We start from the raw sequence: 15,670 nt of genomic DNA, 5'->3' as shown, positions 1-15,670 counted from the left end.
ATGCCCGAACAGCCGCTGACACCGCGCCGCCGCCATGTCGAACCGGTGGACGAGGGCGACCTGCCGCCGGCACCGTTCGTGGAACTGGGCCTGGCGACCTGCTTTTCGTTCCTGCGTGGCGCGTCGGACGCGATCGATCTCGTCACCACGGCACGTGCCTTGGGATACGATGCTCTTGGCATTGCCGACGCCAATACCATGGCTGGCGTGGTGCGCCTGCATACCGAGGCCGAGGCTGCGCGGCTACGTCCGGTTATCGGTTGCCGGATCGAAACCGTCGAAGACCTTGTCTTTCTGGCCTATCCGCAGGACCGCGCCGCGTACGGCCGGCTGTGTCGGCTCATCTCCGAAGGGCGAATGCGCACGCTCACCGGAGAGTGGCAGGCGAAAGGCACCTGCGAGATCGATCTGCCCATGCTGGCAGCCCATGCCGAGGGCATCCACCTGATCCTCGTGCCGCCTGCTGATCTGGATCAGATGTTTACGGTGGAAAGCGAAAGCAATGTCTATGCTTTTCCGGGAGCAGAGTCCCCAGCTCTTCCACAGGTCAGGAACAGCCTTTCCCTGCCTTTTCCCGATTTTCTCCCCCGGCTTGTCCACAGCTTGCCGACCATGCGCCATCTGGCTGCAAGCTACCTTTACGTCGGCGACGACATCGCCCGGATCGAAAGGTTGAACGGTCTGGCACGGAGCAATGGCCTCGGCCTGCTGGCTACCAACGAAGTGCTCTACGCGACACCAAACCGCCGTCCGCTTCAAGACGTGATGACGGCAATTCGCCACAAGACCACCGTTGCCAAGGCCGGGCACTTGCTCCAACCCAATGCCGAACGGCACCTGAAATCTCCGCAGGATATGGTGCGCCTGTTCGAACGCTGGCCCGATGCGATCGCAGCGACGCGCAATCTGGCGGACTCCTGCCGGTTCAATCTCAGGGAGTTGCGCTACGAATACCCCGAGGAGATCTGCCCGGAGGGCCACGATCCGCAATCCTGGCTGGAGATGCAAACCTGGGAAGGGGCACGCGGACGCTATCCCGAAGGCGTGCCCGATGGCGTGGGTGAAACCTTGCGTCGCGAACTTGACCTCATCGGCAAGCTGAACCTCGCAACCTACTTTCTGACCATCAAGGATATTGTTGATTTTGCCCGTAATTGCGATCCACCCATCCTGTGCCAAGGGCGTGGTTCAGCTGCCAATTCCGCGGTCTGTTACTGCCTCGGCATCACTGCCGTTGATCCCGCCAAGCATGCGTTGCTGTTCGATCGCTTCATCTCCGAAGAGCGCAAGGAGCCGCCTGATATCGACGTCGATTTCGAGCATGAGCGACGCGAAGAGGTCATCCAGTATATCTACCGCCGTTTCGGTCGCACCCGAGCAGGCCTCTGCGCCACGGTCATTCACTACCGGCCGCGCATGGCGATCCGCGAGGTGGGCAAGGCCATGGGCCTTTCCGAAGACGTGACCGGCGCGCTCGCTCGCACTGTCTGGGGCAGCTGGGGTACCGAAGTGGGCGAGAAGAACGTCAACGAAAGCGGGTTGGACGGCACCGATCCCTACCTCAGGCGCGTGATCAGCATAGCCCAGCAAATGATTGGAATGCCGCGCCATCTTTCCCAGCATGTTGGCGGCTTCATCCTGACACAAGGGCCACTGACGGAAACAGTGCCGATCGGCAATGGCGCGATGGCCGATCGCAGCTTCATCGAATGGGACAAGGATGACATCGACGCGCTTGGCATCCTCAAGGTCGATGTGCTCGCGCTCGGCATGCTCACCTGCATTCGCAAGTGCCTTGATCTGCTGGGTGCGCACCACGGCCGTGATCTGACGCTGGCCACAGTCCCGCGCGAAGATCCGGCGGTCTACGACATGTTGTGCAAGGGGGATTCCCTTGGCGTGTTCCAGGTGGAAAGCCGTGCGCAGATGAACATGCTGCCGCGCTTGCGGCCGCGGCAGTTCTACGATCTCGTGATCCAGGTTGCCATTGTCCGCCCGGGGCCGATCCAGGGCGACATGGTCCACCCCTATCTCAAGCGCAGGCGGGGCGAGGAGAAGGTGGAGATACCTGCGCCCGGCCCAGAACATGGCCCTGCAGATGAACTGAGTTCGATTCTCAACCGCACCCTAGGCGTCCCGATCTTCCAGGAGCAGGCCATGAAGATTGCGCTCGATGCAGCGAAGTTCTCGAGCCTTGAAGCCAATCGCCTGCGCAAGGCCATGGCCACCTTCCGTTCGCGAGGGATGGTGCACGAACTTGAAGACATGATGGTCGGCCGCATGGTTGAGCGCGGCTATGATCCCGATTTTGCCGAACGCTGTTTCAACCAGATCAAGGGCTTCGGCGAGTACGGCTTTCCCGAAAGCCACGCCGCCAGCTTCGCCCACCTCGTCTACGTTTCATCATGGTTCAAGTGCCACTATCCGGCGGCCTTTGCCTGTGCCCTGCTCAATTCGCAGCCGATGGGTTTCTACGCGCCCGCACAGATCGTGGGCGATGCGGCCCGGCATGGCGTGCCGGTGCTGCCGGTCGATGTGAACCACTCGGACTGGGACTGTACGCTGGAGCAGGGGGGAGGCGCGCTCCGCCTTGGCTTCAGGCAGATCGATGGCTTTCCCGAACATGCGGCTGCCATGCTCGTCGCGGCGAGGGGCGCGGGCGGGGCCTTCACCGATGCGGCCAGCCTCAAGGAACGGGCCGGGCTGTCTCCGGCAGTGGTTGAGCGGCTTGCCGCAGCCGATGCGCTGGGCTCGCTTGGCCTGTCGCGCAGGCAGGCGCTGTGGGATGCCCGCAGCCTTGTCGCGCCCAAGGAACTGCCGCTGTTTGCCGCCATGACGTCACGTTCGGAAGGCGAGGAGCGTACCCGCGCCGTGCTGCCGATGATGCCGCTGTCGGAAGAGGTCGTGGCTGATTACCAGACGCATCGCCTGTCGCTGAAGGCGCACCCACTGGCTTTCCTGAGACCGATGCTGGGCGAGCGTGGCTTCGTGCGGGCGGCAGACCTCAGGAGCCACAAGTATCGCGCCACGGTGCTGGTGGCCGGCGTAGTTCTGGTGCGCCAGCGCCCCGGCAGCGCCAAGGGCGTCTGCTTCATCACGCTCGAGGACGAGACCGGCGTGGTCAATCTGGTGATCTGGCCTGACCTTATGGAGAAGCAGCGCAAGGTCATCATGGGCGCACGGCTGATGGAAGTGCGTGGGCGGGTGGAGTACGACGACGAGGTCATCCATGTCATCGCCATGAACTTGACCGACGCCAGCGCCAGCCTAGATGCGCTGTCAGATGCCGACAGGCTGCTGCCGCCGATTGCGCGCGCGGACGAGTGCAACAGGCCGATCCCTGAAAGAGCCGGACCCGGTGCCCGCACGCACCCGCGTGACGTGAGGATCATCCCCAAGTCACGCGATTTTCATTAGAGGCGCAAACTCAGGTACGCAGGCGCTCAATCCCCTGCGCCAGTGCGACATAGAGCTTGCCCATGTCGGACGAGAGCAACGTAACGCCCAGAGCGTTACCGTCACGCGTGGAAAGCAACTGGCGCAACATGGATTCGAAGTCGTGTATGTAGCGGTTCACGTGTTCGCGGAATTCGCTTTCGGCTTCATAATGCGCCTGAACCGCCTTTGCTTCGGCACTCTCCAGCAGCGAAACGGCGCGGCGCGTAAAGATGCCGCGGTCCCCGCGCAGGTACGATGCCCAAGCGGTTTCCGAGACATCCGTCGAAAGCGCCTTGGCGATGTCGATGGCTGACGAATTCAGCGATTCCGTGATCAAGGCGGCACGACGGGCAAAGTCGTTATCGACCTTTTCCTCTGCCTTTTCGCGAACCCGATCGACCCGCGCCTCCAGATTGCCGGCCAGTTCATCAACCTTGGCCAACTGGTCACGCATCTGGATTGCGGTGTCGCGACTTGCTGCCGCGGCAGCATCGATGGCTTCCTCCAGGCGACCGACAAGTTCGGCCGCGCGCCCCTGAAGCACGCGCGCAATGGCAGCGCTGCTCTGTTCGCCAAGCCTTTCGGCCAAGCCTTCGATTTCACCCGCAGTGCTGGCGCGCAGGTCTTCGCCAGCCTTGGCCGCAGCCTCGTTCAAGCTGCCAATTGCTCCCGAAAGCCGGCTCTCGATGTCACGCGAAAGCGCATCGCTTTCCGCGCGCACCCCTGCCAGCACCTCTCGCAACGCATCGAGTTGCTTCTCGCGCTCGGCCGTTTGCTCGGACAGTGTCTTCTGCGCCTTCTGCAATTCCTTGATCGTGCTGGAAACTTCATTGCGAGCAGACCCAACGGTTTCGGCCAGGCTGCGCCCACCGTCGCCTGCCTCGCGCAAGGTATCGCGCAAAGTGAACACGCGGTCCTCCAGACCCTTGAGCCCGGCCTCGGTGCTGCGCAGGGCTTCCGGAATCTGGGTGCGCGTGTGGTCGCCACCGGCTTGGATCAGTTCGAGAAGCCTTACGGCGGAGTCGGTCAATTCACCGATCTGCAGGTCCGTGCCCGAAAGCGCGTGGCGCATTTCACCCAACCGCGCATTAAGGTCGGCCATTGCTTGGTCGACCTGGGATGCTGTCTGCGCGCCTTGTTCACCAGAGTTGCGAAGTACTTCGGAGAAAGCACTGACCTTGCTTCCGATTTCCTCGCATCTGGAGGCGAGATTCTCCGCCTCGACAAGTTGGGTCCTGCGCTGTGCCTCGATCGCTTGGTCAAGCTCGGCCAGCTTGGACGCCAAAGCTTCGGCAGCAGAAGCGGCGGCTCGCTCCATCGCAGAGCGGCGCTCGGCAACGGCTTCGTCAATTTCCGCCAGACGTTTTTCGAGAGCCACGCGTTGTTCCGCAGCGCCAGCTTCGGCAGATGCCCGCCTGCGCGCCAGCTGTTCGTCAAGGTCGCGGCCTTGGATTTCGAGCATTGCGGTGAGCGAACGCGCGGCCTCCTCGAAGCGTGCCAGACGTCCGGCCGAGTCCGCGATGAGTCCCTCGTGCGCCTCGCCGAGTTGGGCGAGAGTTTCCTTGAGGGATGCCGAATGCGCATCGCTGCGCTCCCGCCAAGCCGCAAGGGCAGCCTGCTCCGCATCGGCTGCCAGGGCTGCCTGATCGGCGCTGCGCTGCGTCAGCGCGTCGAAGCGATTCTCGGCAAGAAGGCCGAGGTCTTCGGAAGCCTTGGCAAAGCCTTCAAGAGCAATGTCGACCCGGTCGCGAAACGACATGACCTGCCGTTCGCTCGCAAGGCCGAACTCGTTGAGGCGCTGAAAGCCCGAGACCAGTTCTTCAAGCTGCAGATGCGCGGTACGTCCGGCATTGCCGATGTTGTTGGTTACGTCCTTGGCGGCATTGGCAATGACCGGCAGCTGTCCACGCAGCTTCTCCATGTTGTCGAGAGCGGCTGCTGAAACTTCGGCGATCCTGTCGATCTGCGTACCGTTCCTGCTGATCAGCCCATCAAGCTGTGAGGCGCTGCCCGAAAGGCGATCGACCGCAATCCGTCCCAGCGAATCGAGGTCGCGGCCTTGCGCGGCCATGAAGTCGCGGGCCAGCGCGAGTTCGGTGTTGATCGAGACGAGGCGCCTTTCAAGGTCGGCCGATTCGTTCGAAAGCAGACGCGCCGCATCGGCGAAGCGGGCCGCTTCCCGCCGGCTTGTACGCATGACCACCAGGAGCAGGACGAGCACAAGCAGGACAGGCACGCTCCATTGCGTTGACCACCATGCCCATTGCTGTGCGGACGCGGGTGCCGGCTGCGCAAGGATCACGGCCCATACGAAGAAAGCCGTCCAACCCGCGATCACCCCACCGGCCAGCAGGAGCACCGGCCAAGCCTTGTCAGGCGGAGGCATTTCAGAGCTATCCCAATCGCTTGCAGACGCTTTTTCAAGGAAAGCTGGAGGCACATATGCCAGACCGGGATCGTCGGGCGCAGTTGGCCCGGCCATGGTTGCCTCACCGGCGTCCTCATTGACGCCATCGATCGGAATGATCCGTCTTCCCCCGTTCATGACGCTGTCATATCACGATTTCGACCCATCCATAAACCCCGCCTTAACGCTTCGGCCCGTAGCGCTTTCACATGGCCTACGAAGGCGCCTCCCTTGACGCAAACCTCGCCGCTGCTGCCGGGCACGATCCCGAACTCGTGCGCGAACTGCGCGCGGCATTCATCGAAAGTGCCGAGCGGCAGGTAGATCTACTTGGTCGGGCCCGCTGCGATGGCAACTGGCACGTTGCTGCCTTGCGTTTGAAAGGCCTTGCGGCAAGCTTCCACGCCGAAGGCCTGATCGACCTTGCGGAGGAGGCGCTGGACGGTGCCCCCGGCGATCCGGCGATTCTTCGTCGCCTTCGCCAGATGCTGGCCGACTTGGCGATAGAACCTTAATCCCCGATACGACCGCGGTCCGCCTTGGCACGACCGTCGCCAGTCCCTACGATGGTGCGACAGGAGGCAATTGTTGCGGGTCGCGGTTCTTTCCCTGATTGAAACTTCCCATCCGGCGCAGGCTGCGGGTGCGTCGGCGACGACGCCTTCGGGGCTGCGCGGGTATCTGCCAATAGGCGGACGCTCGCTATTACGCCACCAGATCGGACTGGCCCTCTCGCTGGGCGCCAAACGCCTTGTGGTCATGGCCGAGGGGATCAGTGGCGAGCTGGTTGCGCTTCAGCATGTTGTCGAGGCAGGCGGAGCGCAGTTTCATGTCGTAGCGACCGCACGCGCACTCGTGCCATTGCTCGCGCCCGAAGACGACGTGATCGTCGTGGGTGATGGATTGATCGCCATGCCCGATGTGTTTCGGGATCTGATCGAGGCAGGGCCGGGTGTCCTCACCCTTCCAGCGGAAAGCGCCTTGCCGCTCGGGTTCGAGCGCATCGACATCAACCACGCATTTGCCGGAGCAATGCGCTTTCCGGGACGGATCGCTGCAGGCCTCGCGGACCTGCCGCCCGAATGGAACGCGCAATCGGCGCTGCTGCGCCTCGCCGTTCAGGCCCGCTTGCCTTTGCGCGGTGTATCTGCCGCCATGCTGGGAGATGGCCGCTGGACCATGGTCCGCAGCGAGCCAGAAGCCCATGCCGCAGAACGCCAGTGGCTGCGGCTGCATACGGCTACCGGTGACGCGGCGGAGGGGTCTCCGGGGGTGCTGCTGGCCATGGCCTTCGTCCGCAGGTTCGGTCCAGCCATGCTTCATGCAGGAACCCGGCCTGCGTTGATCGGACTTGCTGCCGGGATACTGGGGCTGCTCGGTCTGGGCCTTGGCTGGCTTGGCAACGCCGCCACCGGGTTCCTGCTTGTCGGGTTATCCTGGCTGGTGGAGCGCGTGGCCAGCCTCATGGGGCAGGTGGAGCGTGATTCGCTCCTGGCGTCGGGTCTTGAACGCAAGGCCGTGGCCCTGTTCCATCTCATTGTCGACGCTGGACTGGTGACGTTGGCCGCGTGGCGCAGCGAGTTGCCCTACACCAGCGCGATTCCATTTGGACTCAACTGGTTCACCCCGATCCTGCTTGTCGGCGGAGCGCGCCTTGTGCGCCTTGCCTTGCCGCGTTTCCCCCGTTCCGCCTGGCTGGAAGATCGATTGGTGTTTGGCTTGTTGCTCGCCATCGTCAGCGTGGCGCTGCCATTCGATGCGACGATCGGACTTGCCGTTCTGGCGCTCCTCGGCACCTGCCTACTGTTGCTTCAGCTCGGAAGATCGCCAGCAACCGAGAGATCGCCTAACTCGCAGTTAACCAGTCGGCCGTAAGAGCAACTTATGGCACTGACCGTACCTTTCACCCCCGATCCCGGCGCGATAGAGGCGCTTCTGCGCGATGACCTCGCTCATGCCGATCAGGTCATGATTCACATGGGGCCGATCCTTCAGCATCTTCTCCGGAACGACGATAACTCGATCTTCAGCGACGAGATCATTGCCCGGGTCCGGGGCATGCTGTCCGATCTTGCCCGGCAGCTTGTGCAAGCGGTCGGCCAGGCTGCGGGTCATGACAATTCTGCCGCTTGGGCGCGGGAGGCGAGCGATGGCCTGGCGGATATGCTCGCCGGCAACCAGGCCCTGTTGAATCATCTGCACATGCTGGCCGTGGAGTGGCAACTCACCGAGAAGGTGCAGGGCAGGCTCGGACTGGATCCTGTGCTTACCCCCCTGCTTCAAGACATCATCGCTTCGCGCGATCCCGATCTTGCCGCGCGCGGAATGAACCTGCTCGCGGCGCAGGCGCGATTCGGGCAATTGATGCGACGCATGCAGATTCCGCTTTCGGAACTTCCGGGCGACCTTCATCATATCGCATTGATGACGATGCAGGCCTATGTTGCCGAGGACCCATCCGGACTGGCTGCTGCCGGGGCGGCAGAAAGCACGCTGCGCCAGCAACGGATGACTGCGGCATCGCGTCTTGAACTTCTCGATCACGTCATTGGCCAATTGGCCGGAGATTCAGGCTGCGGTCTGAAAATTGATACTGCGGGCATTGCGCTCTTTCTATCGACCCTTGCATCGGGAGCGGGCATGTCGCGCGAGATGGCGATCATGTGCACGACCGAAAGTCAGATGGCGCGAATGGCTCTCGCACTGTCGGCTGCAGGAGCTGACCGCACGAATCTGGTGACCACTTTCGCCGCGCTTCATCCGCAGACCAGCTTGCCCGATGGCATCGATCAGATCGTACCTGATGCAGCTGCGGCGATGCTGGCGTCTTCCCTGATGCGTCGCGAAGCGTTCGGATAGCGATCAGCAGATGAAGGTGTCCCCGTGACCACCGCAGGTCTAATCAGCGCCCGCTGCGACAGTGCGGACCGTCTGGTCGAGTCCGACGAGATCCTTGCGGCGCTGCAGGTTCGGCTGGGCGGGGGGTACCCCGGAGTGATTGCGCTGCCCGGACTCCTGTCGCTGGTTCGTCGTGCGCGAATGGCGGGAGCGACCCTGGGTGCCGCCATGACTGTGACGGACGAAGGGCAACCGCTTTCGTTTTCGGCGCGCGCCATCCCCGATGGGGCGGGCACAAGAATCGAGATCAGCGACTGGAAGGTCGCCTCGGACGCCTGGCAGGGCGATGAAGCCGCATCCGCCGATGAAGCACTGGTCCGCCAATTGGCCGAGGCGCACATTGTTCTGGACGCTGAGCAGCGCATCGTATCGGGTTCTGTAACGGCGGGCGATCTTGCCGACCTCGCATCGGGCCTGCAGCAAGGCTTTGGCAAATACTGGACCGATTTCGTAACGCTTGAAGGCAATGCACACCGCCAACCGCTGCACTGGCGATTGCTTGACGAAGCCCGGGTGGCCGTACCCGGCTCGTCCCGTGTGTGGAAGACGCGCATTCTTCCGTTGCGTGCCGGGGGGTTCGAACTGCTCCTCGTAGCAGAGACTGTGTTGATCAATGTCCCGGCCAAGGCTGTCGCTGCTGCGCCGGAACCCCTCCCACAGCCAGACTGGAAGGGATTGCTGGGGCGCAAGCTGGCGCCGGCACTGCGTTTGCCAATCAACCGGATCGTGGCCAATGCCGAAACCATCCGGACACGCCTCGCCGGTCCATTGGCAGAACAGTACGTAGGGTACGCCGGCGATATTGCAGAGGCGGGGCGGCACCTGCTGTCTCTGGTCGAAGACCTTGCCGACCTTGAGACGGTGGAAGATGAAGGCTTTGCACCTGCTCCCGATCACATCGATCTTGTAGATTGTGCACGGCGCGCAGCAGGCATCCTCGGCGTGCGGGCGCAGGAACGGGGCATTGCGTTCGTACTCCCCGCGCCCGATGTGGCAGCGCCAGCCATCGCGGAATTCCGCCGCGTGCTGCAAATTCTCCTCAACCTCATCGGCAACGCCGTGAGGTACTCGCCTGAACATACCCGGGTCGAGGTCGATTGCGGCATCGATGGGGAGTTCGCCTGGATCACCGTACTGGACCAGGGGCAGGGCATTGCTCAGGAGCACGCCGAAAAGGTTTTCGAGAAATTTGAGCGCCTTGGTCGCAGTGGCGATGGCGGCAGCGGACTGGGCCTCTATATCTCGCGCAGACTGGCACGCGCGATGGGAGGCGATCTCACTGTCCAGCAGGCGCCAGATGGCGGCGCGAAATTCGTGCTGTTGTTGCCGGCTGACACTGCCGCGCAGGCAACCGCAGCGGGCTGACGCTCAGCCACGCCGCGATGCGCGCCAGATTGCAAGCGCGCCGATCAGCATCAAGCCTGCGCCGATATAGGCCCATTGTGTCTGGGCGAGCATGAAGCTCGATGCCGGCCACATGATCAGGCCCAGCCCCTGTCCGATCCACAAGCCGCCCATGAGAAGGGCGACGATGCCGAAAATCCTGAGAACTGTCGCCATCGTCGCCCTTTCCTGTTTCTCAATCGATCAGCGTTCGCTCAGCGGCACGCAGTCGCGCTGCGTCGGGCCGGTGTAGAGCCGGCGCGGCCATCCGGTTTCTCTCGAGAAACCGGCACGAAAAGTGCGGCCGCGCCTCTCACGCCTCAGCGTTCGCTCAGCGGCACGTAGTCGCGCTGCGTCGGGCCGGTGTAGAGCTGGCGCGGACGTCCGATCTTCTGGCCAGGATCGCTGATCATTTCGTTCCACTGTGCGACCCAGCCCACGGTACGGGCGAGGGCGAAGAGCACCGTGAACATCGTCGTCGGGAAGCCAATCGCCGAAAGGATGATGCCCGAGTAGAAGTCCACGTTCGGGAACAGCTTCTTCTCCGCGAAGTACGGATCGCTGAGCGCGATTTCCTCGAGGCGCAGGGCGGTCTCGAACAGCGGATCGTTGACCTTCAGCGCGTCGAACACTTCGCGCACGGTCTGCTGCATGACGGTCGCGCGCGGATCGTAGTTCTTGTAGACGCGGTGACCGAAGCCCATCAGGCGGAACGGATCGTTCTTGTCCTTGGCGCGGTCGATGTAGTGCTGGATGCGATCGGGGGTCCCGATCTCCTTGAGCATGTTGAGCGCGGCTTCGTTCGCGCCGCCGTGCGCCGGGCCCCACAGACAGGCGATGCCTGCCGCGATGCAGGCAAACGGATTGGCGCCCGAGGAACCGGCCAGACGGACGGTCGAGGTCGAAGCGTTCTGCTCGTGATCGGCATGAAGGATGAAGATGCGATCCATTGCCTTCTCGACAGCAGGGATCACTTCGTACTCTTCGGCCGGAACGCCGAAAGTCATCTTCAGGAAGTTGCCGGTATAGGACAGCTTGTTGTCCGGATAGACGAAGGGCTGGCCAACCGAATACTTGTAGGCCATCGCCGCGATCGTCGGCATCTTGGCGATCAGGCGGTGCGAGCTGATCTTGCGATGCGTCGGGTCAGCAATGTCGGTGCTGTCGTGGTAGAACGCCGAGAGCGCGCCGACGACGCCGCACATGATCGCCATCGGGTGCGCATCGCGACGGAAGCCGCGATAGAACGTGGCAAGCTGCTCGTGCAGCATCGTGTGGCGGGTGATCGTGCGGCTGAAGTCCGCAAGTTCCTGCTGGCTCGGCAGTTCGCCGTTAAGCAGCAGGTAGCTCACTTCCATGAACGACGAATGCTCGGCCAACTGGCCGATCGGGTAACCGCGGTGCAGAAGCACGCCCTCATCACCGTCGATGTAGGTCAGTGCGCTGTCGCAGCTTGCCGTCGAAGTGAAGCCCGGGTCATAGGTGAACATGCCCGTCTGGCCATAGAGCTTGCGGATGTCGATGACGTCCGGCCCGATGGTGCCGCTCTTGATCGGCATGTCCACGCTGTTGCCGCCAGCGGTCAAAGAAGCCTGGTTTTCGCTCACGCCTAAGCCCTCCTGTTTCTTCTGTCTTTACAGTTTATGCCCGGGTTCAAGCCAACTGATCGCGGATGCGCGCCAGCGACTCGTCCTTGCCGAGCAGTGCCAATACGTCGAATATTCCCGGCGAGGTAGTCTGTCCCGTCAGGCTCGCGCGCAACGGTTGGGCAATTTTGCCCAAGCCTATCCCAAGCTCCTCGGCTATTTGTTTCAAAGTGGCCTCCAGCCCTTCGATTGTCCAGCCGTTTTCCGCCTCGAGCGCAGCCACCACTTTGGCCAGTATCGCGCGCGAATCGTCGGTCAGCAGTGCGGCCGCCTTTTCCGCCATGGGCAGGGGGCGCTGCGCGAACAGGAACACCGACGAGGTCGCCAGTTCGTTGAGATCGGCAGCGCGCACCTTCAGCACCGGCATCGCTCTGGTCAGCAGATCCATGCCCGCTTTGGCGTCGAAGCCAGGCTCCAGCACAGCCAGACGCGGGGCGACCAGCCCGGCAAGCCGGGCATCATCAGCCTCGCGAATGTAGTGGCCATTGAGGTTCAGCAGCTTCTTGAGATCAAAGCGCGATGCGCCCTTGTTGACGTTGGCGATATCGAACCATTCAACCGCCTGATCGCGGCTGATGATTTCCTCGTCACCATGGCCCCAGCCGAGGCGCAGCAGGTAGTTGAACACCGCTTCGGGCAGCAGCCCCATCTCGTCGCGATAGGCGTCGACGCCCAGCGCACCGTGACGCTTTGAGAGCTTGGCGCCATCAGCACCGTGGATCAGCGGGATGTGCGCGTAGATCGGATCGGGCCAACCACCTTCGATCTCGTTCATCGCACGGACGATCACCAGCTGACGGAACGCATTGTTGATGTGATCGTCGCCGCGGATCACATGGGTGACGCCCATGTCATGATCGTCGACCACGACAGCGAGCATGTATGTCGGCGTGCCGTCCGAACGCAGCACGATGAAGTCGTCAAGCTCGCTGTTCTGGACCGTGATAAAACCTTGAACGCGATCGGGAATCGTCGTTTCGCCTTCCCGCGGCGCCTTCATGCGCACCACGTAGGACTGGTCGGCCGGCCACTGATCAGGCGTCGCATCGCGCCACTCGCTATCGATGCGGAAGGGGCGGCGCTCGGCCTGGGCTTTCTCGCGACGAGCGGCGAGCTCTTCCTGCGTCAGGTAGCAGCGATAGGCGTGTCCGGCCTCCAGCATCTGGTGCGCGACCTGAGCGTGCCGTTCCGAGCGGGCGAACTGGAACACAGGCTCCTCGTCTCCGCCCAGACCCAGCCAGTTCAGCCCGTCGAAGATCGCTTCGATGGCCGCATCGGTCGAGCGAGCACGATCGGTATCCTCGATGCGCAGCAGGTACTTGCCGCCGTTGTGGCGAGCATAGAGCCAGTTGAACAGCGCCGTACGCGCGCCGCCAATGTGCAGGAAGCCAGTGGGCGAAGGGGCGAAACGGGTGACGACCGGGGCATTGCCGGGCGATCCTGCAGAAACGGTGTCAGTGGCGCTTGCCATCGGCCGCGCTTTCCTTTGCTTTGAATGTCATGGCGTCTCCGGCTGCAGATCGGCCAGCGGCAGACTACCCCGCCGCCGAACCGGTCCCTGAACCGGGCGAACGCGCGCGGCATTGGGACATCCGCGCGCGATTGTCCAGCATGCTTGATGGTCGGATCGACGCTGCAGAACGCTTCCTGGATGCACACCCGTTCGAACGCGGGCTCTGGCTGGTGGTGGCCTTTGCCGCAGGCATCGTGCTGTGGGTAGCGCTTCCCTCCCGCTCCGACTGGATTGCCGCACTGTTGGCGCTTGGGGCCATCGCCATCCTTGCCCTGCTGGCGATCAATGCCGAGAAGCGGCCTCACCTGCGCCTCGCCGTGGCAGGACTGGCGATCATGGTGGCTGCCGGCGAGGTCACCATCTGGACGCGCTCCGCGCTGGTGGGGCAACCGGGCATAGCGAGACCGCAGGTTTCGGGTCTTTCCGGAGAAGTTCTTGAACGACGGGAGGAGCCGGCAAAGGCGCGCGCGCGCCTCGTATTGCGGGTGATGCTGGATGGCCTGGCCGATCCTGTCCGCGTGCGGGTCAACCTGCCTTACGACAAGGATCCGGGCGATGTGGCTGAGGGTGCCCGGATCGTCCTGCGTGCGCGGCTGATGCCGCCAGCCGCTCCCATGCTTCCGGGCGCGTACGATTTTGCTCGCAGGGCCTGGTTCGATGGCCTTGCAGCGACGGGAACGGTGCTGGGCGATGTGCGAGTGGTCGGAAGATCAGATCGTGATACCACGCTTCGCAGCTTGCAGAAGTCGCTGGCCGAGCATGTCCGCTCACGGTTGACCGGATCGGCGGGGACAATTGCGGCCGCATTTGCCAGCGGGGATCGCGGGGCGATTGCTGCCAGCGATGAAGACGCCATGCGCGATGCGGGACTGACCCACCTCCTGTCGATCAGCGGCTTGCATGTCAGCGCGCTGGTGGGGGCCGTCTATTGGCTGGTTGCGCGCTTGCTCGCGCTCTTTCCCTGGGTTGCGCTCAGGATCCGCGTGCCTCTTGCAGCTGCGTTGGCAGGCGCCCTGGCAGGATTTGGCTATACCTTGCTGACCGGAGCGGAAGTGCCCACCATCCGGTCGTGCATCGGGGCATTGCTTGTCCTTGGTGCGCTGGCCTTGGGACGCGATCCACTATCGATGCGAATGGTCGCGGTTGGCGGCTTTGTCGTCATGCTGTTCTGGCCCGATGCCGTCCTTGGCCCCAGCTTCCAGATGAGTTTCGCGGCCGTGATTGCGATCATCGCCTTTCACTCGGCGGGCCCGGTCCGCTCGTTCCTCACCGGTGAACACCATGGGCCCCTGGTCCGGGCTGGGCGAAGCTTCGTAATGTTGCTGGCCACCGGCATGGTCATTGAACTCGCACTGATGCCAATCGGCCTGTTCCATTTTCATCGCGCTGGCGTTTATGGCTCGCTGGCAAACGTCATTGCCATTCCGCTGACTACTTTCGTGACCATGCCGCTGATCGGCTTGGCCCTGGTGTTTGATCTCGCAGGCCTTGGCGCACCGGTTTGGTGGCTGGTTGGCAAGTCCCTCGATCTGCTGCTGGCGCTGGCACACTTCGTGGCATCACAACCCGGCTCAGTAACTGCAATGCCGCCCTTCGAAACATGGAGCTACGCGCTGTTCCTCGTCGGCATGTTGTGGCTGGCACTCTGGGTGGGCAAGGTGCGCCTTCTTGGCACCATACCCGCCGGTCTTGCCATCACCGCCATGGTCCTGACGCCGCGGCCCGATGTGCTTGTCACCGGTGATGGCCATCATGTCGGCATAGCCGGCGAAGGATCGGACCTGATCGTCCTGCGCATGGGAAGGGGCGATTACATGCGGGACAACTTGCTCGAACTTGCCGGAATGGAAGGCAGCCTTCGTCACCTCGATGAATGGCCGGGTGCTCGCTGCAATGAAGACTTCTGCGTTGCAGTCGTTCTCAGAAACGAACGGCGTTTTACGCTCCTGATGGCCCGCAGCCGAAACTACATTGACGACATGGCGCTTGTGGCGGCCTGCGAGCGGGCAGACATCGTCATCGCCGATCGACGCCTTCCGGCATCGTGCCGCCCCCGCATGCTTAAGGCAGACCGATCCTATCTCGCCAATACGGGAGGCATATCCATCCATCTTGCCTCTGGCCGGATTCGCACCGTAGCAGAAACGCAGGGCCAGCACGGTTGGTATCGCTGGCCCGAACCCCGCCCGACGCTCAGCCAAACGCACCTCCACGACGCCGGAGCCAAAACGCCAGATGCAACCGTGCCGGTAACGGTGCCAGTGGCTTCCAAGCGATGAATGCGACCCAGGGCGGTCCATTCCCTTGTCCGGCGGGCGATAATCTCGAAGCAGCGCTCCTTTCCGCCGAACTTGCCGGGCGAACCTGATGTTCGCCCGGCTCAAT

Annotated in this window: 10 protein-coding genes; 6 read left to right on the top strand and 4 right to left on the bottom strand. The window is 62.9% G+C overall.

All coding sequences use genetic code 11. The annotated features are described in order from the left end of the window. Entirely contained in the window at positions 1 to 3,417 is a 3,417-nt protein-coding gene (locus NJ75_RS02090) for an error-prone DNA polymerase (protein WP_039331061.1), read from the top strand. A 10-nt stretch (positions 3,418 to 3,427) separates the two neighbouring features. On the opposite strand, the gene NJ75_RS02085 is transcribed toward NJ75_RS02090, so the two are convergent. After that, positions 3,428 to 5,824 (bottom strand): coiled-coil domain-containing protein, encoded by a 2,397-nt coding sequence (locus NJ75_RS02085; RefSeq protein WP_082013242.1) that lies wholly within the window; start codon positions 5,822 to 5,824, stop codon positions 3,428 to 3,430. 230 nt (positions 5,825 to 6,054) lie between these two features. On the opposite strand from NJ75_RS02085, the gene NJ75_RS02080 reads away from it, so the two are divergent. From NJ75_RS02080 to NJ75_RS02065, 4 genes are all read left to right on the top strand, one after another. After that, positions 6,055 to 6,360: a hypothetical protein gene (locus NJ75_RS02080; protein ID WP_039331057.1), complete on the top strand. Its 306-nt coding sequence runs from the start codon at positions 6,055 to 6,057 to the stop codon at positions 6,358 to 6,360. A 73-nt stretch (positions 6,361 to 6,433) separates the two neighbouring features. Beyond that, positions 6,434 to 7,720: a glycosyltransferase family protein gene (locus NJ75_RS02075; protein WP_039331054.1), complete on the top strand. Its 1,287-nt coding sequence runs from the start codon at positions 6,434 to 6,436 to the stop codon at positions 7,718 to 7,720. 9 nt (positions 7,721 to 7,729) lie between these two features. Continuing rightward, positions 7,730 to 8,704 (top strand): hypothetical protein, encoded by a 975-nt coding sequence (locus NJ75_RS02070; protein ID WP_052241861.1) that lies wholly within the window; start codon positions 7,730 to 7,732, stop codon positions 8,702 to 8,704. Between the two features lie 24 nt (positions 8,705 to 8,728). Further along, a complete protein-coding gene (locus NJ75_RS02065; protein ID WP_039331052.1) occupies positions 8,729 to 10,108 on the top strand; it encodes a sensor histidine kinase in 1,380 nt (459 codons plus the stop codon). 3 nt (positions 10,109 to 10,111) lie between these two features. On the opposite strand, the gene NJ75_RS02060 is transcribed toward NJ75_RS02065, so the two are convergent. The 3 genes from NJ75_RS02060 to gltX form a co-directional block, all read right to left on the bottom strand. Further along, positions 10,112 to 10,303, bottom strand: a complete 192-nt coding sequence (locus NJ75_RS02060; protein ID WP_039331050.1) for a hypothetical protein — start codon at positions 10,301 to 10,303, stop codon at positions 10,112 to 10,114. Positions 10,304 to 10,446: 143 nt separating this feature from the next. Then, entirely contained in the window at positions 10,447 to 11,733 is a 1,287-nt protein-coding gene (locus NJ75_RS02055) for a citrate synthase (protein ID WP_039331048.1), read from the bottom strand. A gap of 46 nt (positions 11,734 to 11,779) precedes the next feature. Further along, entirely contained in the window at positions 11,780 to 13,243 is a 1,464-nt protein-coding gene (gene gltX, locus NJ75_RS02050; RefSeq protein ID WP_039331046.1) for a glutamate--tRNA ligase, read from the bottom strand. Positions 13,244 to 13,272: 29 nt separating this feature from the next. Between gltX and NJ75_RS02045 the strand changes: the two genes are divergently transcribed. Next, complete coding sequence (locus tag NJ75_RS02045; protein WP_082013227.1) at positions 13,273 to 15,564, top strand: ComEC/Rec2 family competence protein; 2,292 nt, start codon at positions 13,273 to 13,275, stop codon at positions 15,562 to 15,564. Positions 15,565 to 15,670 lie beyond the last annotated feature (106 nt).

The organism is Novosphingobium subterraneum (assembly GCF_000807925.1).
In the GTDB taxonomy this organism is placed as follows: Bacteria; Pseudomonadota; Alphaproteobacteria; order Sphingomonadales; family Sphingomonadaceae; genus Novosphingobium; species Novosphingobium subterraneum.
This window is presented reverse-complemented; position numbering and strand designations above follow the sequence as displayed.